Source organism: Mesorhizobium sp. IMUNJ 23232, from assembly GCF_044326205.1.
In the GTDB taxonomy this organism is placed as follows: Bacteria; Pseudomonadota; Alphaproteobacteria; order Rhizobiales; family Rhizobiaceae; genus Kumtagia.
The window spans coordinates 20,390-44,477 of the sequence record NZ_JBIRCY010000061.1 but is presented as its reverse complement, the minus strand read 5'-3'; the positions used below and the strand labels follow the sequence as shown (position 1 = coordinate 44,477).

The 24,088-nt window shown below is 64.9% G+C and carries 19 protein-coding genes and 2 pseudogenes; 16 read left to right on the top strand and 5 right to left on the bottom strand.

Annotated features, from left to right (window positions below):
* Positions 1-153: 153 nt before the first annotated feature.
* Positions 154-567 (bottom strand): annotated as a pseudogene (locus ACH196_RS30580) (IS5 family transposase); the annotation flags it as partial.
* 126 nt (positions 568-693) lie between these two features.
* On the opposite strand from ACH196_RS30580, the gene ACH196_RS30575 reads away from it, so the two are divergent.
* From ACH196_RS30575 to ACH196_RS30565, 3 genes are all read left to right on the top strand, one after another.
* On the top strand, positions 694-1,422 hold the full coding sequence (locus ACH196_RS30575; RefSeq protein WP_396650626.1) for a DUF6088 family protein: 729 nt from the start codon (positions 694-696) through the stop codon (positions 1,420-1,422).
* Positions 1,403-2,560 carry a nucleotidyl transferase AbiEii/AbiGii toxin family protein gene (locus ACH196_RS30570; protein ID WP_396650625.1) on the top strand — a complete coding sequence of 386 codons (1,158 nt, stop codon included), beginning with the start codon at positions 1,403-1,405 and terminating at the stop codon, positions 2,558-2,560. The genes ACH196_RS30575 and ACH196_RS30570 overlap by 20 nt, the downstream gene beginning before the upstream one ends.
* A 75-nt stretch (positions 2,561-2,635) precedes the next feature.
* Positions 2,636-3,970, top strand: coding sequence for a calcium-binding protein (locus ACH196_RS30565; RefSeq protein ID WP_396650624.1), 1,335 nt, complete (start codon positions 2,636-2,638; stop codon positions 3,968-3,970).
* A gap of 122 nt (positions 3,971-4,092) precedes the next feature.
* Here ACH196_RS30565 and ACH196_RS30560 read toward each other — a convergent pair whose 3' ends face one another.
* From ACH196_RS30560 to dnaE2, 4 genes and pseudogenes are all read right to left on the bottom strand, one after another.
* Positions 4,093-5,025 (bottom strand): hypothetical protein, encoded by a 933-nt coding sequence (locus ACH196_RS30560; RefSeq protein WP_396650623.1) that lies wholly within the window; start codon positions 5,023-5,025, stop codon positions 4,093-4,095.
* A gap of 25 nt (positions 5,026-5,050) precedes the next feature.
* A complete protein-coding gene (locus ACH196_RS30555; protein ID WP_396650622.1) occupies positions 5,051-8,512 on the bottom strand; it encodes a beta strand repeat-containing protein in 3,462 nt (1,153 codons plus the stop codon).
* Positions 8,513-9,155: 643 nt separating this feature from the next.
* Complete coding sequence (locus tag ACH196_RS30550; RefSeq protein WP_396650621.1) at positions 9,156-9,857, bottom strand: IS6 family transposase; 702 nt, start codon at positions 9,855-9,857, stop codon at positions 9,156-9,158.
* 139 nt (positions 9,858-9,996) lie between these two features.
* Positions 9,997-11,535 (bottom strand): annotated as a pseudogene (gene dnaE2 / locus ACH196_RS30545) (error-prone DNA polymerase); the annotation flags it as partial.
* A gap of 35 nt (positions 11,536-11,570) precedes the next feature.
* Between dnaE2 and ACH196_RS30540 the strand changes: the two are divergent.
* The 13 genes from ACH196_RS30540 to ACH196_RS30480 all read left to right on the top strand — a co-directional run bounded on the left by ACH196_RS30540 (position 11,571) and on the right by ACH196_RS30480 (position 24,086).
* The gene (locus tag ACH196_RS30540; protein WP_396650627.1) at positions 11,571-12,284 is read left to right on the top strand and encodes a hypothetical protein; all 714 of its coding nucleotides are present in this window, start codon (positions 11,571-11,573) and stop codon (positions 12,282-12,284) included.
* 384 nt (positions 12,285-12,668) lie between these two features.
* Positions 12,669-12,935, top strand: coding sequence for a hypothetical protein (locus tag ACH196_RS30535; RefSeq protein ID WP_396650620.1), 267 nt, complete (start codon positions 12,669-12,671; stop codon positions 12,933-12,935).
* Positions 12,936-12,940: 5 nt separating this feature from the next.
* Positions 12,941-15,397 (top strand): phage tail sheath family protein, encoded by a 2,457-nt coding sequence (locus ACH196_RS30530; RefSeq protein WP_396650619.1) that lies wholly within the window; start codon positions 12,941-12,943, stop codon positions 15,395-15,397.
* A gap of 29 nt (positions 15,398-15,426) precedes the next feature.
* Positions 15,427-15,939 carry a phage tail protein gene (locus ACH196_RS30525; RefSeq protein WP_396650618.1) on the top strand — a complete coding sequence of 171 codons (513 nt, stop codon included), beginning with the start codon at positions 15,427-15,429 and terminating at the stop codon, positions 15,937-15,939.
* A gap of 6 nt (positions 15,940-15,945) precedes the next feature.
* Positions 15,946-16,713 carry a hypothetical protein gene (locus ACH196_RS30520; RefSeq protein WP_396650617.1) on the top strand — a complete coding sequence of 256 codons (768 nt, stop codon included), beginning with the start codon at positions 15,946-15,948 and terminating at the stop codon, positions 16,711-16,713.
* Complete coding sequence (locus tag ACH196_RS30515) at positions 16,710-17,672, top strand: hypothetical protein (protein ID WP_396650616.1); 963 nt, start codon at positions 16,710-16,712, stop codon at positions 17,670-17,672. The genes ACH196_RS30520 and ACH196_RS30515 overlap by 4 nt, the downstream gene beginning before the upstream one ends.
* Before the next feature lie 4 nt (positions 17,673-17,676).
* Positions 17,677-19,143, top strand: coding sequence for a DUF4255 domain-containing protein (locus ACH196_RS30510; RefSeq protein ID WP_396650615.1), 1,467 nt, complete (start codon positions 17,677-17,679; stop codon positions 19,141-19,143).
* 1 nt (position 19,144) lies between these two features.
* Positions 19,145-21,100 carry an ATP-binding protein gene (locus ACH196_RS30505; protein ID WP_396650614.1) on the top strand — a complete coding sequence of 652 codons (1,956 nt, stop codon included), beginning with the start codon at positions 19,145-19,147 and terminating at the stop codon, positions 21,098-21,100.
* Positions 21,087-21,785 carry a hypothetical protein gene (locus ACH196_RS30500; protein ID WP_396650613.1) on the top strand — a complete coding sequence of 233 codons (699 nt, stop codon included), beginning with the start codon at positions 21,087-21,089 and terminating at the stop codon, positions 21,783-21,785. The genes ACH196_RS30505 and ACH196_RS30500 overlap by 14 nt, the downstream gene beginning before the upstream one ends.
* A 4-nt stretch (positions 21,786-21,789) precedes the next feature.
* Positions 21,790-22,077 (top strand): hypothetical protein, encoded by a 288-nt coding sequence (locus ACH196_RS30495; protein ID WP_396650612.1) that lies wholly within the window; start codon positions 21,790-21,792, stop codon positions 22,075-22,077.
* A complete protein-coding gene (locus tag ACH196_RS30490; protein WP_396650611.1) occupies positions 22,077-23,249 on the top strand; it encodes a hypothetical protein in 1,173 nt (390 codons plus the stop codon). Before ACH196_RS30495 ends, ACH196_RS30490 begins: the two co-directional genes overlap by 1 nt.
* Entirely contained in the window at positions 23,242-23,778 is a 537-nt protein-coding gene (locus tag ACH196_RS30485) for a phage baseplate assembly protein V (protein WP_396650610.1), read from the top strand. The genes ACH196_RS30490 and ACH196_RS30485 overlap by 8 nt, the downstream gene beginning before the upstream one ends.
* Positions 23,778-24,086, top strand: a complete 309-nt coding sequence (locus ACH196_RS30480) for a hypothetical protein (protein ID WP_396650609.1) — start codon at positions 23,778-23,780, stop codon at positions 24,084-24,086. The genes ACH196_RS30485 and ACH196_RS30480 overlap by 1 nt, the downstream gene beginning before the upstream one ends.
* The last annotated feature ends 2 nt before the right edge of the window (positions 24,087-24,088 follow it).

Here is a 24,088-nt window from a genome sequence, read left to right as displayed (position 1 = left end):
GGTCCACATCGGCGCATTCCTTCTCGAATCATGCCGAACAAGGAATCACAACCGATCCAAAACCAGAAACTCAAAATCCGACAACCGATTCTGCCCGCTCACAAAGTCCCCGGACGGACACTTAGAGACTGACTCAAAAAGACTGTCCTGATATCAGGCTCTTGCGAGTCTGCGTGTGAGCATGCGGATGTGGGCGATGAAGACCCATGCTTCGGCTGATGCGATTGATTTCTCCCAGTCCTTGGCCAGTCTTCTGCATCTGCCGAGCCATGCCAATGTGCGCTCCACCACCCAGCGGCGCGGCAGGACTTCGAAGCCGTCGGCGTTCTTCGGCCGCTTGACGATCTCCAACACGAGTTTCCCGATCTTTTGCAGCGCGCCCTTCAGCTTCGGCCCGGCGTAACCGCCATCGGCGAAGACATGGCGCAGCCAAGGCCAACGCTTGAGGATGGATTTCAGGACGAGAGGCGCGCCGTCGCGGTCCTGGATGTCGGCGGCGTGGACGACCAGACCGACCAGCAGGCCGATCGTGTCGACGACGATATGACGCTTGCGGCCCTTGATCTTGCACAGATCACTGACCAATGTTTAGATATAATTTTTGGTCAGCCATGAGCTTCCGACATCAGCCATGAGCTTCCGATTGCTACTGACCAATTTTTGTATATAATCTTCGGACAGAATGGTAGTTCGATGCCAGATCCCACGTCCGACACCCTCGACCGCATCCACGACCGAATCGCCAAGGCAGCGCCCGCGGGTGTGTGGTCACGCGCCGATTTTTTGGACATCGGGACGCCTAATGCCGTCGAAAAAGCATTGCAAAGACTGACCCTGCGAGGAGACATCCGCCGCCCCCATCGCGGTCTCTACGACAAGCCGGGCATAAGCAAGCTGACACGCAAGATGGTGTTTCCGCCGCGGGCATCTTTCATCGACGCGATTGCCCGGCGCGACAAGCTGCGGGTGCTGGTCGACGGCATGACGGCCGCGAACGACCTCAGCTTGACGACTGCGGTCCCGGCCCGATCAACGATTTATGCCGACACCTATCCCCGGACGATCGAGATCGAAGCGAACACCGGTGATCCGAACGCCACGCAGCCGGTCATCTACAAGCTCGACTTTAAGCGCATCTCAGCCAAGACGGCCTTCTGGGCTGGTCGCCCGGCTATGCGCGTGATCCAGGCGCTGACTTGGTTTCGGGATGAGCGACCGAGCCTCGACGCGGCCGTGAACGGCATCGTCCGGCATCTGTCGCGCGATCCAAACCGGGAAAAGATCGTGCAGGATCTACGCGATAACATTCATGCCGTGCCCGCATGGATGTACCCACTGGTCGAGACGATCGCCCGCAAGCTCGCGGAAAGCGAGCCAAACTCCGAGCGCGCGAAGGAGGACCATGCAACAGACGTTCATTGAGATCCTTCGCTCGAGCGTCGATGACCGCCGGGCGCTCTTTTCGACGGTCGCCGCCCATCTGGAGACACGGGCGGAGAACATCGAGAAGGACCTCTATGTCTGCTGGGTGCTCGACTTCCTGTTCAACCGGCGCCCGAACGATCCGGTCGGTCTTTATTTCAAGGGTGGCACCAGCCTCAGCAAGGCATTTGGGCTCATTCATCGGTTCTCCGAGGACATCGATATCGGAATCTACAAGGCCGATCTGCACGTCCCCCTGGAAGCCGACATCGCCGCCCTCCCCTCGGTGAACCAGCAGCAGCGTGCACTGGCGGAGCAAGTGGACGAGGCCGCGCGGCAATACATCTGCGGTCCGCTGAGAGACCTGCTGGCCAAGGAGATCGCAGCCGTCGAAGAAGCGGCCGGACAGGCTGGACATTTCTCCCTCTCATTCGGCTTCGATGCTTTTCGAAACAGGGATGCGCTCGATATTCTCGTGGTCGGCTACAAGAGCGCATTTGATTCCGGTGACGGATATGTCCAGGCGGCGGTCCGTATCGAAGGCGGCGCTCGTCCCGATCCCGAGCCGGCCGAACCTCGCCAGATCGTGCCCTATATCGCTGCGGAAATGCCAGGAGGCACGGACCTCGCAGTCCCGAACGTAGTGACAGTGAAGCCGGAACGGACCTTTTGGGAAAAGGTGCTGATCCTGCACGCAATGACCGAAATGACCGAGAAGCGAAGCGCGGAAGCGAGGGCCGACCGGCCGGTGCCGGATCTCAATCGCTATTCGCGCCATTACTACGATGTCCATCAGATCTGGACGCACCCCGACTACGGAGTGGCCACCGCATCGATGCTCGATCTCGCCGAAGCCTGCCGGCAGCACAAGCAGCTGATGTTTCGTGCGCCGGATCACCGATACGATCGTGCAGTCCCCGGCAGCTATCGCCTTGTCCCGACTGCCGACGTGCGCGCCAAGCTCGCGGCCGACTACGAACGCATGTCGGCGATGATCTTCGGCACGGCGCCGGCCTTTGCCGACGTAATGACGAGCATCGAGGCACTTGAGCACCATCTCAATGCGGCGCCGGCCAACGCGCAAAGTGTTGGCGGCGGCGCGGCAGAGACGGGCGAAGACCAGAAGGGCTCGAACTGATAGGATCGTCCGATGGCCGATATTTCGGAAAATGCTCCCACCAGGCTGCCCGACCGTAGCTCAGTCGAGGCTGTCTTGACCGCTCTTCCGGCTGGTGCTGACGAGGCTGCCCTTGCGGCGGCGGTGACGAAGAAATTTCCTGGATTCTCGTGCAGCGCGGTGCTCGATGCCTTCGCCGAGATCGAACTGCTGGCGACGGCGGATATGTTCGGCACCGGCGCCATCGACCTCACCGGCAACGCGCTGTCGCAGCAGACCACCGGCAATGCGGGAAACAATATTCTGAGCGACGGCGGCAAGGGTGCGGCGGACCTGCTGCGCGGCCTCGGAGGCAACGACACCTACCGGGTCTACAATGCCGCGGACGTGGTCGAGGAAGCGGCCGGGCAGGGGAGCGATCGGGTCACCAGTGCCGTGAGTTACGTCCTGAGCTCCGCGGCAGAAGTGGAACTGTTCACCACCAACAGTTCGACCGACACGCGTGCGCTCGACCTCTCCGGCAACAAGTTCGCCCAGGAGATCCTCGGCAATGCCGGCGTCAACACCCTCAAGGACGGCGGCGGGGCCGCCGATCATCTTCGCGGATTGGGCGGCGACGACACCTATCTCGTCTACAGCGCCGCAACGACGATCGCCGAAACCGCGACGCAAGGGACGGACCGGGTGCTGGCCGCCGTCAGCTATGCTCTCGGCTCGGGCGTCTATGTCGAGCGGCTGTCGACCAATTCGGCCGGCGCTACCACGACGATCGACCTGACCGGGAATGCGCTGTCGCAGGAAATCGTCGGCAATGCGGGAAGCAATATCCTGCACGACGGCGGCAAGGGCGCTTCCGACATTTTGCGCGGTCTGGGCGGCAACGACACCTACCGCATCTACAATTCGGGCGATACGGTCGTCGAAGGCATGTCGGAAGGAAGCGCCGACCGGATCATGGCCGCCGTGGACTACGCGCTCGGTGCGGGTGTTCGTGTCGAGACGATGACGACGAACGGTTCGACCGGGACGTCCGGGATCGATCTTGGCGGCAACGAATTCGCGCAGTCGATCACCGGCAATGCCGGCGCCAACCGTCTAGACGGCGGCGGCGGCAAGGACGTGCTGTTCGGCATGGGCGGGGCGGACAATTTCCGCTTCTCGACGGCACTCGGCGGCACCAACATTGCCCGGATCGGCGATTTCAACGTCGCCGACGACACGATCCAGCTCGACGATGCGATCTTCACCACACTGACAGCGCTCGGCGCCTTGGACGCCTCGGCCTTCAAGGACACGGCTGTCGGGCCGAAAGATGCCGACGACCGCATCATCACAATTCCGACACCGGCGCCCTCTGCTATGACGCCGACGGGTCGGGAACAGCGTTCGGCAACATCCGCTTCGCGACGATCACCGGATCGCCCGTGCTGACGGCTGCGGATTTCGTCGTGGTGTGAGCATCGGCAAAGCAAAAGCCCCGCCGGCCGGAGGCAACGGGGCCAAAATCGTTGATTGATGGAGTGTCAGGCGGCAGGTTTCGGCTTGAGATGACCTCAAACAGCATGTCGGCGATCCATATGGCGCAGACGCCGATCCGTCAGCATGTAGACGTCGTTGCCCTTGCCGCCGAACAGATAGTCGGAGCCCGTCCCGCCATCCAGAATGTCGTCGCCGTCGCCGCCGAACAGCCGGTCGTCGCCCGCGCCTCCCGACAATTGGTCGGCACCCTGAAAACCGCCGATCCGGTCGTTGCCGTCCGCGCCGTCGATTATGTCAGCCACCGACACGCCGAAGATCACGTCGGCGGCGGCGTATCCAGTCTGCGTCAGCACCTGTTGGACAGCGTCCCAGGACCATGAGGCGACCTGTTTTCCGTCCTGCGTGCTATCGCCATAGACATGCGCGATCGCCTGCAGATCGAACGAGCCGAGTACGCCCGGTTCGCTGCCGTTGTAACTCATCACCGTATAGGTCTGGTTGTCGAAGGCCGGATCCAGCGTCGGGTCGCCCTCGAACGGATGCTTGAAGCCGAGCGCGTGGCCGATCTCGTGCAGCAGGATATGCGCGTCCGTGGCTTCGCCATGGTCGATGAAAACGTCGCCGCCGAGCTCGTCGCGATAGGCGCCCCATTCGTCGACATAGGAATAGGGCCGGAAGCCGTTGCCGGTAAAATCGTTGGTGTTGGGATCGAGAGAAAAATCATAGGAACCGAAACGGATGTCGCCCTGCCCGGCCCCGACCTCGAGGAAGGTGATGCCGGAGGCGTCTGCCCATTGCGCAAGTGCTGCCCACGCCGCCGTCTTCTCGGCCTCGCTGAACGGCGTCATCGAATCGAGGAAATCCTGGGTGTAGATCGCGGTCGTCACATAGGGCTGGACGACGTCCTCGAAGGAAAAGGTGATGAAGGACGGCTTGTTGGCGGGGTCTGCGACCCCGCTCCACGAAGCGCCGGAAAGGAGTGCTGTGTAGTCGCTGACGACCGGCATGGCTTATCCTTTCAATCCCGTGGTTTCATGCCACGACGAAATCCGCATTGTTGAGGCTGAGCCCGGCCGCGAGGGTGGCAAAATGGATGCCGGCCGTCGCTCCCGTGCCGTCGGCGTCGTAGAACAGCTTTCCGGTATCGGTCTCGTAGACGATCCGGTCGTCGGCATCGCCCGCCAGCCCGGTGGCGTTGGCGCGGAACGCCGCCACCGCCAGCACGCCCGGTGTGGTCAACGCCGTAAAGACGGCATTCTCCAGCTCGATCCGGTCGTCCACCGTGTTGAAGTCGGCGACCGTGTCGACATTGCCCGCGCCGAGCGCGGTGGAGAACACAAAGATGTCCTTGCCGCCAAGCCCGGTCAGCGCGTCGAGCCCGCCCTTGCCGTCGATGCGGTTGGCGCCGGCATTGCCGGTCACCGATTGGGCAATCTCGTTGCCGGTGAGGTCGATCGCCGATGTGCCGGCAGCACTTGTCGTCGCCAGTTGTTCGACATAGACGCCGGCCCCAAGCGTGTAGCCGACATTGACCAGCGCGCGGTCGGCAGCACCTTGGGTCGAACCTTCCACGATGTCGGTGGCGGCGCTGTAGACGAGATAGGTGTCGTTGCCGCCCATGCCGCGCAGCACGTCGCCCGTGCCGCCGCCATCCTTCAGCGTGTTGATGCCGGCATTGCCGATGATCTCCTGCGCCAGCGCGTTGCCGGTCAGGTTGATGGCGGTCGTGGCGGAGGCGTTGGTCGTGGTCAATTGCTCCACATACGCCCCGGCCGTCAGCGTGAAGCTCACGGCCGCCAAGGCACGGTCGGCCGCGCCTTGGGCCGAGCTTTCGACGATCGTCGAGTCGGCGCTGTAGACGAGATAGGTGTCGTTGCCGCCGAGCCCGCGCAGGACGTCGCCCGCGCCGCCGCCGTCCCTCAGCGTGTTGACGCCCGCGTTGCCGATGATCTCCTGGGCGAGCGAATTTCCCGTCAGGTTGATCGCCGACGTACCGGAAGACGCGGTTGTGGTGAGCTGCTCGACATAGACGCCGGCCGCCAGCGTATAGCTGAGCGCCGCCAGCACCTTGTCCGCCGCGCCCTGGGTGGAACCGTCGATGACGGAGGTGCCGGCGCTGTAGACGAGATAGGTGTCGTTGCCGGCCATGCCGCGCAGTACGTCGCCGGCCCCTGCCCCGTCCTTCAGCGTGTTCACGCCGGCATTGCCGATGATCTCCTGCGCCAGCGCATTGCCGGTCAGGTTGATGGCCGTCGTGGCGGAGGCCGAGACGGTGGTGAACAGCTCGATGTCCACATCCTTGGCCAGCGTATAGTTCGACCGCGCCATCACCCGGTCGGCGGCGCCGTTGCCGGCGGTCTCGATCACCACGTCGCCGGCCTGGTCGACGACATAGGTGTCGTCATCGACGCCGCCGTCCAGCGTGTCCGCGCCGGCACCGCCGTCGAGCGTATCCTCGCCGACCAGGCCGGTGAGCTTGTTGGCGGCGGTATTGCCCCTGATGACATTGTCGAACTCGTTGCCGGTACCGTCGATGGCGTCGGTTCCGAGCAGCGTCAGGTTCTCGAAATCGCCAAGCCCGGCCTTCGAGGCGAGCAGGGTGTAGGTATAGGTGGACTGCACCTCGTCGATGCCGTCGCCGTTGTATTCGTCGATATAGTCGTTGCCCTTGCTGCTCTGGATGTAGATGTCGTTGCCGCCGGCGCCGCGCGCCGAGCCGCCGTCGTCGCCCAGATCAAGCGTGTCGTTTCCGTCCTCGCCATAGAGGTAGTCGTTGCCGGCGCCGCCGCGCAGTACGTCGTTGCCGGTGCCGCCGGTGAGCGTGTCGCCGCCGCCGGCGCCGATCAGCGCATCATTGCCGCCGTTGCCGTAGAGCGTGTCGGCAAGGTCACCGGTGGCGAAGCTGTCGTTGCCCGAGCCGCCGCGCATGTTGAAGCGCTCGACATTGACCACCGTGGTGCCGTCACCGACCAGGGTGGTGACCGTGGCCGAGGACTTGAAGATGAATTTCAGGCCGGCGACCGCGTTGATGCGTTCGAGATAGAGATGATCGCTGTCTGCCCCGCCATCGATCTGGTCGGTGCCGGCATAGGATTCGATCGAGTCGGCGCCCGCCCCCGTGTCGATGATGTCGTCTCCCGCGGGATCGCTGAAGCCGTCAGCACGTACGCTGTCGTCGCCGCCGCCGGACGAGATCGAATCGTCGCCCGCGCCGCCATAGATGCTGTCGTAGGCCGCGCCGCCGGTGATGGTGTCGTTGCCGTCGCCGCCATCGGCGTAGCTGCCGTCGGCGCCGAGCGTCAGCGTGTCGTTGCCCTTGCCGCCATAGAGCGAATCGGAGCCGGCGCCGCCGTCCAGCGTATCGTCGCCGTCATAGCCGTTGATGTTATCGTTGCCGGAGCCGGTGGTGACCTTGTCGTTGCCGGAGCCGAGATAGATGTAGAAGCGCTCGACATTGACGACGGTCGTGCCGTCGCCGGTGAGCGTGGTGACGCTCGCGGTGGAGTTCATCAGGAAGATCAGGGACGCGGTCGCGTTCGAGCGGTCGAGAGTGAGGTCGTCGAAATCGGCGCCGCCGTCGATCGTGTCCTTGCCGCCGGTGGAGCTCAGTATGTCGTAGCCGCCGCCGCCGTTCAGGGTGTCGTTGCTGGTGACGTCGGAAGAACTGCCGTCATAGAGCGAATCGTCCCCCAGCCCGCCCTGGAGGGTGTCGTTGCCGCCTTCGCCGTAGAGATAGTCGTTGCCGTCGCCGGCATCGACCGTGTCGTCGTCGGCCCCGGCATTGATGGAATCCGAGCCCTGCCCGGCATTCAGAATGTCGTTGCCGGCCCCGCCGTAGATCGAATCGTCGCCCGCGCCTGTGGTGATCTCGTCGGCGCCGAGGCCAGTCCAGATATTGAAGCGTTCGACCCCCGTGACGGTGGTGCCGTCGCCCACGAGCGTGGTGACGGCGGCGGCCGAAACGAAGTTGAATTTCAGCGATACCAGCGCCGAGGAGCGGTCGAGGTACAGCCGGTCGAGACCGATGCCGCCGTCGATCGTGTCGACGCCGCCGTAGGAAGAGATCGTATCGTTGCCGGCCTCGCCGTTCAGGATGTCGGTTGAGCTGACGTCGTTGTAGTAGCCGTCGGTCAGATAGTCGTCGCCGTCGCCACCGTTCAGCGTGTCGTTGCCGGCCTCGCCATAGAGGGTGTCAGACACGGAACTGCCGGAGATCTTGTCGTTTCCCTCGCCGCCCGAGGCGTTGCCGCCGTCGAGGCCGACGTCGATCGTGTCGTTGCCGCCCTGGCCGTAGAGGTAGTCGTATCCGGCGCCACCGAGCAGGGTGTCGTTGCCGCCGCCGCCGTAGATGGAGTCGCTGCCGCCGGCCCCGTCCAGCGTATCGTCGCCGACATCGTCGGTCGGATAGGAGTTCTGCTCGTAGCCGTAGAGATAGTCGGCGTCAGCCGTGCCGGTACGGTTCTCCGTACCGTTGAAGGTATAGATCGTCGCCATTTATGCCCACCCGTTACCCGAACCCGACCAGCCCACCCCTAGGCCAAATCGAGCGAAACTGCCTATATGCGTTCAATAAACGAAAGCTGACGGCCTTGAAATGGCAAGAAATTCGACAATTCCGGTTAACTCGTCGAAATAATATTCGGTGTGCTTCGAAAGCATCACCGCCGAAAGTTTCTTGGCCGTCAAATCTCATCATTTCCGGCTTGGAGAATCTATCTCGTTCAGTCAATCGCCGGTCTCGCAAGAGGGCGGAACCGTTTCTGGTGACGTTCGAAAGCCCTGATGTCAGGCGCCTTGGCCAGCTGCGACTTGCCGTGCGTGCCGCCGACCAGATCGACATTGTTCTAATCGTACGGTGGCGCCGGCGGGCGAGGTCGCGGATCTCCATACGAGTTGAAATCGCCCTGATGCTCGCTGCAGGGTATGTGGGGTGAACGCTTCTCTGCCCGCTCCGGGCATTCGGCTCCTTGCCAGCGCGATAACGCACATAGAAGCCGTTCACATTGTGCCGTAAACAGGTGGCATTCGGTTAGTAGCTGTAGGTGAATTCACCATACCACGGCACTGCTCGTTCCAGTTGTCTGGGCGATGTCACGTTGTCTGCACAAAAACGCGTTGAGACCTGCGGCCGCTGATGTCATCTGACCACGGTCACGGCTTTCCATTCCGCAATGGCCTGCAGGCGGTGAATATGTGTGGCGAGAGCGGAGCGTTTTGAACGAGGTGGAACTAAGAGGTTGCGCGGAGCCGAGAAGATCGAGACGAAACGCTGCAGGCGTCCTGGCGATCGGAAGTCCTGCATCACCCGTTCTCGTTTTCGCAGCGGCACATGGGAATTCTCGGCGCGGTTGTTCAATCCTTTTTGTGACCGGTGCTGGACGTCCGGCATCACCTGACGCTTGGCCGCTCCATACGAGCGCAGCTTGTCAGTGATCATGCGCTTCGGTGCGACGTCCTGTTTCTTCAATAGGCGCGTCAGCAATCGCTTGGCCGCCTTGGTGTTGCGGCGGTTCTGGACGATCTCATCGAGCACGTAGCCATCCTGGTCGACGGCGCGCCACAACCAGTGTTTCCTGCCGATGATGGTGATGACGACCTCGTCCAGATGCCAGATGTCATCACGGCTCGGCTGCTTGCGGCGCAAGCAGCGAGCGTAATCCGGACCGAACTTGATGCCCCACCGGCGGATTGTCTCATACGAAACCACGATCCCGCGCTCCAGCAGCATTTCCTCGACCAGACGCAGGCTCAAGGGGAACCTGTAGTAGAGCCAGACGGCATGGGCGATAATCTGCGGCGGGAAACGATGACGCTTGTAGCTGGCGGTCGCGGTGTTCATGCATGTGCGTCTACCCTGCCAGCCCCTCACAAGCTGTTACCGTGACATCACCGAAGTCGCCGATTGACCTGTCGCGTTTGTCGCCAAGCCGGCGCCTGGAGGCAACGCCTCGCGCTGGCGGCCGCTGCGGTGAGCACGAGGCGGGCTGGAAGGCATCGGCCTCGGCGAGCTTTACCAGGGAGGCGGCCGCAATGCCGGCGCGGCGCCAGAGGTCGTCGACCGAGGCGAAGGGGCGGTCTTCCCGGCATGCGACCAGGCGTGCCGCCTCGGCATTGCCCAAGCCCCTGACGAGGCGCAGGCCGAGCCGGACGGCGAGGTTGCCACCGTCGTCCGTGGGCTCCAGCGTGCAATCCCAGCGCGAGGCATTGACGCAGACAGGCCTGACCTCGACACCATGATCGCGCGCGTCGCGAACGATCTGGGCGACGGCATAGAAGCCCATGGGCTGCGCGTTCACCAGGGCGCAGCAGAAGACATCCGGATGCCAGCATTTGACCCAGGATGACGCGTAGGCGATCAGAGCGAAGCTGGCCGCATGGCTTTCCGGGAAGCCGTAGCTTCCGAAGCCTTCCAGCTGCTTGAAAGTGCGCTCGGCGAAGTCGCGGTCATAGCCGTTGTCGACCATGCCCTGGATCAGCTTCTGTCCGAACTTGCTCACCCCGCCTGTATGCTTGAATGTCGCCATCGCGCGGCGCAGTTGATCGGCCTCGCCGGCGGTAAAGCCGGCGCACTCGATGGCCACCCGCATCGCCTGTTCTTGGAACAAGGGCACGCCGAGCGTCTTGCCGAGGACCGCCTCAAGCTCGGGCTTGGGAAAGGTGACTTCCTCCTTGCCCTCCCGGCGGCGCAGGTAGGGATGCACCATGTCGCCCTGGATTGGACCTGGGCGCACGATTGCCACCTCGATGACCAGATCGTAGAACGTGCGCGGCTTGATCCGTGGCAGCATCGCCATCTGCGCGCGGGATTCGATCTGGAAGGTGCCGAGCGTGTCGGCCTTGCGGATCATGGCGTAGGTCGCGGATCCTCGGCCGGGATGGTGGCGAGGTCGAGCCGGATGTCCTTGTGCTCCGCCAGCAGGTCGAAACTCCGGCGCATGCAGGACAACATGCCAAGCGCCAGGACGTCCACCTTCATGAATTTCAGGACATCGATGTCGTCCTTGTCCCATTCGATCACCTGACGATCTTCCATGGCCGCCGGTTCGATGGGCGTCAGTTCGTCCAGCCGGTCGCGGGTGAGCACGAAGCCGCCGGGATGCTGGCTCAGATGACGCGGCGTGCCGACCAGCTGGTGCGCTAGATCGAGCGCCAGGCGCAGACGCCGGTCACTCATGTTGAGATTGAGCCCTTCGGCGTGTCTTTGCTCGACGCCCTCTCCCCAACCCCAGACCTGTGATGACAGGATCTTGGTCAGATCCTCGGGCAGGCCAAGAGCCTTGCCGACGTCGCGTAGCGCGCCCTTGTCCCTATAGCGAATGACGGTCGAGCAAAGTGCTGCGCGGTCACGTCCACAGGTTTCATAGACCCACTGGATAACTTCCTCGCGCCTTTCATGTTCAATCGACATCGATGTCGGGCGGCTCGCGGCGATCGGCACTGACGAAGCGCTCGAACAGAAGGTCGTTGCGGTCGGGATCGACAGACGTAACGCCAAGGACGAAGCAGACGGCGGAATGGCAACGATACCGTCAACAGCTCCGTCAGCTACTCGCTGGCTGGCCAGTTCATTGAGAAGCTGCTGCTGACGGGTTCGGCCGCCATCAATGCGACCGGCAATTCACAGGCAAACACGCTGGAGGGCAATGCGGGCGTCAATGTGCTCGACGGCAAGGGCGGCGACGACACCTATGTCGTCAACACGGTCGGCGACGTCGTGCTCGAAGCCAACGGCCTTGGCAACGACACCGTCATTTCCTCGGTGTCGTTCAGCCTCGCCGGGCAATTCATCGAGGTGTTGCAACTGACCGGATCGGCGGCGATCAACGGCACCGGCAACAGCCAGGTCAACGCTCTGTTTGGCAATGACGGCATCAACACCTTGAACGGCGGGGCCGGCGTCGACACGCTGAACGGCAGGCTGGGCAACGACATTCTGACCGGAGGCACGGACACCGCGGACTTGTTTGTGTTCAACACGGTGCTCGGCGCGACCAATGTCGACACGATCACCGACTTCCAGGTCAATCTCGACATAATCCAGCTCGACGACGCCATCTTCACGGCGATCGGCGCAGTGCTGGATGCAGGCGAGTTCGTGTCGAACATCAACGGCGAGGCGACGCTCGCAACCCAGCGCATCGTTTACAACGCCGTCACTGGCGACCTGTTCTTCGACGTCGACGGGCTCAGCGGCGTGGCCGGGGTGCGTTTCGCCAAGCTCGCCGCCGGATTGGCGCTCGACCATCTCGATTTCCAGATGTTTTGACGCCACGCTGCTTGGCGAAGACTGGTGAGGCAAGTGGCGGCGTTGTGCCGCCACTTCCATTTCGATGCAATGCTCCGCCATCGGCTCCTCCACAGGTTTTTCGATCACCTCGCACTGCATGCCGATGTCACGTCGCGGATCATCCCGGTGGGGCACCGGTGCCCCATTCACCGCCGTAACCGGGGCAGCTCAGCGACTGCCGAGAACTCAGGGGTTTGCGCGCCGTTCATCGCTCAAACGGCGTGAGCTTGGCTGGGGCAAAGATGCCCCGGCGAAAGCCGCCTGGGACTCATGAAAACATAGTCATTTCAATAGTTTATATATTCACCGCGCAGCTGGCACGCGGCTTGCTCCACTGATCCCGTGCAGTTCTGGAGAAGCGCCTTGGATGGGTCCGGCGAATGCGCCCGCGCTTACGTGAAGTCGGAGATCCTCGCCTATATCGAGCGCATGCCGCAGGCGAGCGACACCGTCGATGGAATCGTCGACTGGTGGCTTTACGACCAGCGCCTGCGCATCGGCCGCGAGGTTGTGCTCGCCGCTCTTTCCGATCTCGTCGGCGACGGTGCGCTGGAGAAGCGTCGCATCCCGCCCGACACCATCGTCTACGCCATGCCCGCCACCCGCCAACCCAACGCTGACAAGGAATAAACGTCATGCCCGTTTCGGTGACCTATCCCGGCGTCTACATCCAGGAAGCCAAGTCCGGCGCGCCGACGATATCGGCGGTCGCGACCTCTGTCGGCGCCTTCGTGGGCATGACGCCGGCCGGCCCGGTCAACGCGCCGACGCTCGTCTTCAGCGCCCGCGAGTTCGATGCGATTTTCGCCGGCGACACGGATGTTGGCGAGATGCTGCATCAGGTGCGGCAATTCTTCCTGAACGGCGGCCCGCGCGCCTGGATCATCCGCACGGCGGAGAACGCCGGTACCGGCGCCGCGCTGATGGCCGCCTCGACCCTGCGCAACGAATTCGACACCGCGAGCGTGCTCCTGGTACGCGCCAAGAGCGCCGGCGCGGACGGCAACAGGATTCGCGTGGAAGTGGACTACGGCACGCCGAGCCCGGAGCGTACCTTCAACATGACGGTGTTCTCGGCCACCGTGAAGACGGACGGCTCGATCGAGCGCACCAATGAGCTGGTCCACCGCAATCTTTCAATGGACCCCACCTCGCCCCGGTTTGTCGAGACGATCGTCAACGCCGAGAGCCCGTTCGTTTCGGTGTCCAGCCTGGCGGTGGCTCCGGTCGCGGGCGAGCGGCAGGGCATCTCCCAGGCGGCGCTGGTGCTGACCGACAGCGACGCCGACAACGTGACTATTTTGAGCCTGCTGATCGACGCCACCCACAACCAGCTGATGATCAGCGTCGCCGGTGGCGCCCCGGTGATCGCGACGCTCACCGCACCTGCCGCCGGTTCCAACGCGGCGCAGATCGGCGCCGGCATCCAGACCGCGATCAACAACGCGCTGGCGCTGGCCAGCCAGACGGCGACCGTGACGGCCGACGTCTCCCAGTTCGGCAGCGGCAGACGCATCCGCGTCAGCTGCGCCACCGGGCCAGTGGTGATCAGCGCGGCTCCGCAGCGCGACGTGACCGGTAATCTACAGCTCGGTATCGCCAATGGCGGTGTCGAATGCGACGGCTACACGCCACTGAGACCCGCGCCGACCGGCTTTGTCACCAAAATTCACGGCACGGAGACCGCCAACACCCGGCTGAACCGCCTGGGGCATCTTGCGGCGATCGACAAGGCGGCCTTCGCGCAGCTGACGCTCACGGGCGCGCCCGGCACGTTCAATGGTCCGGCCGCGACATTCGTCGCGGCTGGCCGCATCGTTGCCGGCACCGCCTTCGCTGCCCCGAACACCGCGGGGTCGCTGAAGAACGTCGCCGAGAACCTGGGCATCCTTGCGAGTGTCGTCAACGCCAGCGCCGCCGGCAATTATACCGCCATCGTGCAAGGCTATCGCCTGGTCATCAAGCCGCTGTTCGGCACGCATGACGGTGACCTGACGATGACGCTGTTCAACAGCGGCGCCGCGCCGGATTCGATCAGCGGCAACGGCGCCCTGGCGCAGAATGGGGGCCGCCCCGCCAATGTGCGCTCCTACGCGATCGGCATGGCGCCGCCGGCGACCGGCCTCACCACGCCGGCGGCGGCCAATTTTCGCGTCGGCAATCAACCCGGCAGCAATGGCGAGCCGCCACTGCCGAAAGACTACACCGACGCCTATGAACTGCTGGAGCGCGACGCCGACATTTTCAACATGCTGATCCTGCCACGCGCGCTGGGTGAGACGAAGCAGCAGGTGGATGGCGACCGTGCCAATCTGTGGGGACCGGCGAGCGCGTTCTGCAAGAAACGCCGGGCCTTCCTGATCGTCGATCCGCCCTCCGATGCCGGCACGTGGTCGAAAGCTCAAACTGCCGCCGCCGGCGTGAAGGCGCTACGTTCCGGCATGGAGATCGACCATGCGGCGGTGTATTGGCCCCGCGTCAAGATCGCCGATCCGCGCGGCAAGGTGATCACCATCGATCCCTCCGGCACCATGGCCGGCGTTTACGCCGCCACCGACGTCAAGCGGGGCGTCTGGAAGGCGCCGGCCGGGCTCGAGGCCAGCCTCATCGGCGTCCGCGGCCTCGAATACCTCATCACCGACGAGCAGAACGGCTCCACCAACACTGAAGCGGTCAACACGCTGCGTTCGATGTCCACCGGCGCGGTGTCCTGGGGCGCCCGCAACATGGTCGGCTTTTCCGACAATGCCGATCAGGACTGGAAGTATGTGCCGGTGCGGCGCATCGCGCTGTTCATCGAAGAAAGCCTCTATCGCGGCTTGAAATTCGCCGTTTTCGAGCCCAACGCGGAGCCGCTCTGGGCGCAGATCCGCCTCGCCGCCGGAGCGTTCATGAACAACCTGTTCCGCCAGGGCGCCTTCAAGGGCCTGAAGTCCTCCGACGCCTACTACGTCGCCTGCGACGCCACCACGACGCGGCAGAACGACATCAATCTCGGCATCGTCAATGTCGAGGTCGGTTTCGCCCCGCTCAAACCGGCCGAGTTCATCGTCGTCACCATCAAGCAGCTCGCCGGCCAGATCGAAGTCTAGCGCCGCGTTGCCGGAAAGGATTCCCTGCCATGCCGATAACCGCCGTCTCGCGACAGATCGATCCCTACAAGAACTTCAAATTCCGCGTTTACATGGGCCCCGCGCTGGTCGCGGGCGTGAGCAAGGTGTCCGGCCTGAAACGCACCACCGAGGTGATCAGCCACCGCGACGGCGCCATGCCGGCCACCCCGGTCAACTCGCCGGGTCAGTCCAAATTCGAGCCCATCACGCTCGAGCGCGGCATCACGCTCGATCACGCCTTCGAGGAATGGGCGAACCAGGTGCTGAGTCCGCTCGGCGATGGCGGCAACAGCCTGGCGCAGATGCGCCGCAACATCGTGATCGAGCTGCTGAACCTGCAAGGCAATCCGGTGATCAAATGGCAGGTCTACGGCTGCTGGGTGTCGGAATACAACGCCCTGCCCGAACTCGACGCCAACGGCAACGCCTTCGCCTTCGAGTCGATTGTCCTGCAGAACCACGGCTTTGAACGCGACGTCGCCTTCGCCGCCGAGCCTGTCGGCATCTTCACGCCGGCCTGACGACCGATGCTGGCCATCTCGCTCCCCAACGGTGTCGATGGCGCCTCGCGCGCCTTCCTCCGTCCGTTGACCGGGGCCGACGAGCTCGGCCTCCATGGCGACAGCTACCGCGATGCGGTGCTGCTGGTCGAGCGGTTGATCGTCGACGAAGACGAATGCCTGCAGCCCGGCCAGACGCGGCGTCTGCCGGTCGGTGACTTTGACGCCATCATCGCCACGCTGTTTTGCGATCTCTACGGCGAGCGGGCCGAGGCGCGTTGCGAATGCGCCCGCTGCCGCAAGGCCTACGAGTTCGACGTGCCCGTCGCGGCCGTGAACGCCGACCGCCGCCAGGCCGACGAGCGGATTTTCGTCCGCGACGGTGTCCGCGTGGCGCGGCTCGCCGAGGGGACCATGCTCAGGCTGCCCGAGGTCCGCGATCTGCTATCGGTGGCTGTGTCGCCGCTGTCGCTCGAAACGTTCATCGTCGAGCGCGGCGGCGATGCGCCCGATATTGTCGAGAACGCATTGGCGCTGTTCTGTCCACTGCTCGCCGACACGGTCGCCACGACCTGTCCAAACTGCGGCGGCGGCCAGTCGGTCGAATTCGATCTGACGACGTTTTTCATGAAAAGCCTGCTGCGCGAACGCGACGTCTTGCTGCGGGAAATCGATGTCGTCGCCCGCGCCTATGGCTGGTCGTTTGCCGATATCGTCGCCATGCCGCGGGCGCTGAGGCACGGTTTCGTGCGCATCGCCGGCGCGGCGACGGCGCGGCGCGCGAGGGCGGCATGAGCTCTTACCTGCAGCGCCTGTTCAACCGCGGCGCGCCGGCGCCCTCGCTTGCCATGCCGGGCCTCGCAATTGCGCCGGCCGCACGCCTGGCCTCGCCGCTGGCGGAGGCGGACCAGCGCCTGAACCTACCCGGCTTCGTCGCGCCCGTCGATACGGCCGATGTCGCGGTCGAACCAGCGGGAGCGATCGTGCCGCATGCATTCTTGGCGCCCCCGACCAGCCATCAACCCTCGATCGACAGTCCGAGGCCTTTGCCGGTCGCGGCTGTGCCTTCCCCGGAGGCAGCGACGCCCGTGAGCGTCGAAGCCGAGTTGCGCGCCGACCCGCGCCCGGCTGCGGGCATCGCCGAACCGATGGCGGCCCCGGCGCTGGCCAACGAGACGGGCGCTGCTACACACCCTCGGGCGCCCGCCGAACCGGTCTCCCTGAGAGCGATCGAGCCCGCCTCCCCCGGGCAAACACGGCGCGCCCTCAGCATCGTCCCATCGGCGCCGGAGGCGCGGACGCCTCAGGAGTTGGCTGAAGATCCCCAGCCGCGCGCGCGGGTCGCAGTGCCTGCGGCCGAACCTGCGGCGCCTGCCCGCGCATTGCCGCAAGCCGCGCCCGAGGCGCAGCCGGCCGCGAAGGCGATCACTAGGGAGGCTTTCGCGCCACCGCGTGCCGAACCGGCAGAGGCCGTCGTGACGCCATTCGCCCGGCCGCGGGCCGAGCCGGTGTCTCGCCCCTTGCCCGACGCGCTCGCCGAGCGGCGGCAGCGCGACGTCCCGCAGCAAGCGTCACCGACTAGCCCGCCAAAATCGGCCCCACCGGCCGAGGCGAACACGTCGGCGTTGCCTGCTGCATCAGCGCCACGCCCCTCGCCAGTCGTGCGGCCGCTGACGGCGGAAGCCGCGTCCGTGATCGGGCCGCTGCCGGTGCGACGGCGCACTGTGTCAATTTTTGGCATGCGGCGGAGGTAGGGCGATGTCGACCAGCGACCTTGCCCTTGTGTCCGCCACGCTCAGGCGCCTGCTGACCATCAACATCGCGCGCCTTGCCGGCGCGGCGGCGCTGCCGATCGAGGTGACCTGCGGCTATCCCGAGGCGCAGGCAGCGGCGAACCGCACGGTGAACCTGCATCTCTACCACATTGCCGAGGATCAATTCCGCCGCAACCTGCCGGGTCCGGGCAGCGACCGGGAGAACGTTTCGACGACGCCGTTGGCGCTGAGCCTGTTCTACATCCTCACCGCCCATCACTCCGCCGCCGAGGCGCTCGCCTGGCAGACCGAGCAGCAGATCATGGGATATGCCCTGAAGACGCTGCACGATTTTCCTTCGCTCAATGACGACACAAGTTTGCTGACGGTGCAGGGAACGCCGGTTCCGGCGTTTCTCGAGGCATTTCGCGACACCGGCAATATCGTCGACATCATCCTCAGGCCGCTGACGCCGGAGGACGCGATCAACTATTGGGCGGCTGAACAGGAGCAGCCGGTGCGGCTGTCGGCGCATTATGAGGTCCGCACCATTCTGATGGACCCGGAGGTATCGCGGTCTTCGCCCGGCATCGTCTACTCGGTCGGCCAGAGCGTCATTCCGCGTTCGGAACTGGCGCTGACCGGCAGCACCAGCGAGCTGAATTTCGCGCGCCCCGCGGCCATCGCCAACGGCCTGCCGCCGACCATCACCGTCTCCCCTGCCCGGCCGGCTCTCGATACGCCCGCCGTCGACCCCCTCTTCCCCGGCAATGCGCGGTTCCGGCTGCTCGGCAGCGGCCTTGCTTCGGGTGTGCAACGGCAGTTGATGGTGCGCAGCGAGCGCTGGCGCGCGGCCGGCGTGCCGTTCGGCGAGATCGCGCTGGCGCCGGGTCCGCTGCAGGCGACACGCTGGGGGGTTTCGTTCGAACCTGATGGCATCGACGTGGAAATCGGTCCAAAACTCGGCTACCGCGACGCCGCCGGTAATCCGGCGACGGTCGACGTCCTGCCGGGGCATTATTCGGCCGCCGTCGAACTCGTTACCGACTACCGCCCGTCCGGTGGCGCCATGCGCGCTGTGACGCAGCGCAGCAATGAGGTGATGTTCACGGTCGCGCCGCGCCTGCATCGCGCCGACCCGCCGGTCGTGATACCGGGCTTGCCCGCCCAGCCGCCGCCCGCCAATGAGAGCCGTCAGCGCATCACGCTGCGCATCTCGCCGAACATCCAGCTCGATGCCGGCACGCCGGGAAAGATCGACCAGCTCGACATCAGGCTCATCGTCGATGGCGCGGCCTATGAGCGGCGCGACGCCTTCGACATCGTGCCGGCGCTGAACGACGGGTGCTTCACTGTCGCCGCGTCGAGCGTGACGTTCCAGCCGTTCTTCGACGCCGCCCTGCCGGCTTTGCATGTGGTGCGCCTGGTCGTCGAAGGTGTCGACGCGCAGCCGTTCTGGATCGGGGTCTGAGATGGACGCCGACCTCGATCATGTTGCGTTTCAAAGGGCGCGCCATGCGAACGCCACCCCCTCGGAGGTCGGCGACCTGGTCTGCGAGCGAGTTCGGCTGGCAGCGGAATTCGTTCACGGTCATGGTCATGCCGCCAGCCTTGAACGGGTGGCAGCGATAGACGAAGCGCTGGAGACGCTGCCGGCTGGGCGGATACGCCGGCGTATCAGGGATGTGTTCCGTCTGTCGCCGCGTGAGCTTGACCTGCTCGACCTGACGCTGGCCATCTGGCTGGAAGGCGACCTCTTCGCCGGCCTGCCATGGGCGACGACACGGCCACGGGCGCCGGCAACCGCGGCCGCGCTGTTCGGTCATGACCGGCCCCTGCTTCTCGCTGGCAATTTGCCGCTGGTTGCGTGGAATCTGATTTTGCCTAGCCGCGACGGCGGGGTCGAGATTGACCCGGCAGTCGCCGCGACGATGCTGGGCGACATTTCGGTCGATGCGCGGGTCGCGGATATGGTCGAGCCGCTCTCCGGTGCGTCCGCCGCTCCGGCGCGGCAGAATGCCGAGGCGCTGGCTGCGAAGACGGGTGAATGGCTGCGCCGCGGCGTTCCCGTCCGTTTGCTGTTGCATGGCGCATCGACCGCCGGCTGCGTCGACTTCGCCCAGAGCATCGCGGCGGTCCTCGGCGCCCGGCTGCTCAACGCGGCGATCCCGGCGGACATGCCGGTGGGTGAGCGCGCCGACGCGTTCCTGCGCATTCAGCGCGCCGCCTTGATCGCCGGCTACGTGCCGCTCTGGAGCGCGCCTCCCGCGCCGTGGCCGCTCAGGGTGCAAGGCAGTCCGCTACAATTTGTCATTCCGCGCCCCGGCGAAGCGATCGAGCAGGCGCCGTCGTTGCGCGACATCGATGCGGCCGTGCCGGCACTCGGCGGCGAAGACCGTCACCGGCTGCTGCTGCTTGCGGCGCCGGCGGCCGAGCGTTGGGCGCCCGAGCTGGTCGCGAACCTGGCCCGCGGCTCCTCCGACCTCGACGATTTCATCGCCCTGGAGAATGAAAGCGTCACGACGTCGGACGAGGCGCGCGCCTTCGTCAGCCGTCGTCTTGCTCGACGCATCGGCGCCGCCGGCACTTTGATGCCGCAGGCGCATGGCTGGAACGATTTGGTCCTGCCGCCGCGCACCACGACGCTGCTGCGCCAGATCCCGTTCGAGATCCGCAACCGCGAAAAACTGCTTGGTTTCAACCCGACGGGTGCCCCGACTGGCATTTCGGTGCTGTTCTGCGGCGCGTCCGGCACCGGCAAGACGATGGCCGCCCAGGTGCTCGCGCGCGACCTTGGCGTCGACCTGATCCGTTCCGACCTCGCCGGCACCGTCAGCAAATATATCGGTGAGACGGCGAAGAACCTGCGGCGCATTTTCGAGCAGGTCGCAGGCAGCGGTGCGATCCTGATGTTCGATGAGGCCGACGCGCTGTTTGCTCGCCGCACCGACGTGAAGGATGCTCATGACCGACACGCCAATGCCGATACCAATTATCTGCTGCAGCTGATCGAAAGCTATGACGGCGCGGTTCTGCTTGCGAGCAACAAGCGCGACAACATCGACCCCGCCTTCATGCGCCGCCTGCGCCACGTCGTTGATTTTCCCGCGCCCGGGCCGGCGGAACGGCTGCGGCTCTGGCAGGTGCATCTCGGCGGACGCCGGCCCGAGGAGCAGGCGGACGCGCGGCTCGACGCCCTGCTGGCGGATCTGGCGGAAGCCATCGATTTCAGTCCGGCCCAGATCCGCAACGCCGCCGTCACTGCGCAATTTGCCATGCTGCGGCGCGAGGCGAGCGCGCTTGCGCCCGACGATGCGCTGTTCGGCGTTGAACGCGAACTCGAGAAGGACGGCAGGGCGCTGGAACCGCGCGAGCGTGCGCGGCTTGCCCGTCACCTGGCCGCTGGAGGCGTCGATGGCCGGCTCTGACCTGCCTCCCGGCGCCAAGGCGATCAGCGGGGCGTTCGTCCAGCTCATCCCGGACATCGTGCTGTTCACGCCCAACATCATCCTGTTCCAGTACAATCCCGAGAAGATCTCGCGCGGCCTGACGCCGTGGAACCCGTTCGAGCAATCGTCCAGTCCGCGTGGCGCCGCCGCTCCGGACGTGGCGCCGACGCCGCCCGACGAAAAGATCAGCTTCGAACTGCATCTCGACGCCACCGACTTCGCGCAGCAGTCGAATCCGATAAACCGGCTGACCGGGGTAGCGTCGCGCATCGCCGCGATCCGCAAGCTGACCAAGGCCAGCCAGGGCATGCTGGGCGATCTGGTGCAAAGCGTCGCCAATCTCGCCGGCGCCGACACCGCGCAGGCCAAACGTCCGTCGATCCCGATCACCTTCCTGATCTTCGGGCCCGGCCTGATGCTGCCGGTGCGCCTCACCAGCCTCTCCATCGAGGAGACGATGTTCACGGAGGCGCTCTACCCGATCCACGCCAAGGCGTCTGTCGAGATGCAGGTGATCCGCCCGGACATGTTCAAGTGCAAGGAGGACCTGATCTCCGATCTGGCGATCGCCGCTTACAACCTGAACCAGATCCAGGAGGACGCGCTGGCGATCGCCAACCTCGCCAATGGCGCGTTCGACATCATGGGCATGCTGCAGGGATAGGCTGATGGCACTGTTCGACAAGAAAAGCCGCTATGTGAAGCACGCCAAGGTGGTGCACGCCGTCGATCGCAACGGCCGCGCCGTCACCGCATTGACGCCGGCGGCGCCGCCGCCCGAACAGGAACTCGGTGTTCACCTGAAGAAGGAGAACGAACGCCTTGATCATCTTGCGAATTTCTATCTCCGCGACCCGTCCGCCTTCTGGCGCATCTGCGAGCTGAACGACGCTATCGTACCGGATGCGCTGGCCGAACGCCTGCATATCCGCATCCCGGCGAGGGGGGCGCGCTGATGGGCTACGGCTTCCAGCTGGTTTCCGGCGACGACAACGAGGCGATCGACTCCGCCCTGATGGATTCGATCACCGAGGTGCGCGTCGAGGAGGAACTGTCGAAGGCGACGCGCTTCGCCGTTCGCTTTGACGAGGATTTGTGCGAGGGCGAGCCGAAGACGCTGCAGGCAACCGCGCTGAAGCCGGGACAGATGCTCGGCGTCATCGTCTGGAACAGCGAGGAGCAGCCGCACTGCCTGGTGCGCGGCCCGATCACCAAGACCAAATCGTCGGCGGTGGTCGGCGGCGCGGGCTCATGGCTCGAGGTGCACGGCGAGGATCGCCGTCTGGAGATGGACCGTCAGACTGTCCACGCCGCCTGGGAAGGCCTGGCGTCTGACATCGTCGGCGCGCTGCTCACCAACCATGGCTTCGAGCCGACGACCGCGGCCACCACGCGGCCGTTCGACAAGGCGCAAAACACCCTCAACCAGAGCAACTCGGACCTGAAGCTGATCGAGGACCTGGCGCGGAAGAACAACTACGAGTTCTGGGTCACCTATGAGGTGAGCGCTCCATCGCTGTTCCAGACGGGCTACGAGATTATCGAGACGGCGCATTTCGAGCCGTCGCCGCCGCGTCCGGCGGGTCTTGCCGCCGCCCTGCCCTTCACCCTCGACGACCTCGTCGGTGGCGCGTCCGGGCCGACGATCCGCATCCACACGCCCGTCGACAAATGTCCCAACACGACCTCGTTCGAGATCGATGTCGATGCGGAGCGCGCGACGGCCGCCCTGATCGCCGCCGTGAATACGCGCACCGGCGACGTCGAGGAAACCGAAGCCGCCGATGAGCAGCCCGAGACCGACCCGGGCGCGCTGCGCGTCGCCGACGCGTTTGGCGTGAAGCGCACGATCAGCGAGCCGGGCGCCGGCACCGCCGAAGACCGGCGCGCCGAGCAGGAAGCCGTGCTCACCGAGGAAGGCTGGTTCATCACCGCCAAGGTCAGCACCAGCTCGCACCTTTTGCCCGGCATCCTGTCCAGCCATCAGATCGTCAGCGTCGAAGGCTCCGGCTTTCTGCATGCCGGCAAGTACCAGGTGGCCAAGGTGGTTCACGTCATCAATGCGTGGGGCCACCTGATGGATGCCACGCTCAGGCGCAACGCATTGCCGGAGGCGCTCAATGCTTGACGACCAGATGGAGCGGTTGTTCGAGGCGTTGGCTTCGCGCCATTTCGGCAAGTATCCCGGCGTGGTGAAAGACAATGTCGATCCGCTGAAGAGCGGCCGCGTCGAGGTGGAGATTCCGACGGTGCTCGGCGCCCAGCGCGTCTGGGCTTTGCCCTGCGTTCCCTATGTCGGCAAGGGCGGCCTCGGCTTTCACGCCATTCCGGACACCGGCTGCAACGTCTGGATCGAGTTCATTGCCGGCGACCGCAACCACCCGATCTGGACCGGCTGCTTTTGGCCCGAGAATGCGCTCGACACCGCCGACGCGATGCCCGGCGTAAAATTCTGGAAGACCACCAGTTTCACCATCCGCATCGACGACGACCAGGGCGAGCTCACTATCGAAAGCGCGGCCGGCGGCAAGATCACCATCAGCCCGACCGAGATATCGATCGAGGCGCCCAGCATCAACCAGACCTGCGGTTCGCGAAAAGTGGCGCTGACGCCCGCCACCTTCGATGTGTTCAGCGGCGCCTTCAGCGTGGTGTGATGGCGGGCGGCGTTCACACCATCCCGGCAGGCGTGCAGGACGGCACGGCCATTCCGGCCGTCGCGAAAGTTTCGGCCAATACGCGCGTCATGGCGCAGACCGGCCCGCTCAGCATCGCGACGGACGTGCTCACCTTTCCCGGACCGAGCACCGTCGGCAACTGGCTGGCGTCCAACCAGCGCACGCTGGTCAACGGCGTTCCCACCATCGCGCAAAGCTCGGTCGGCCAGGCGATCGTCCCCGGTCCGCCGCCGGTGCCGAGCCCCGCGGTGGTGACGACCGCCGATCCCAGAGTCAAGGCAATGTGAGG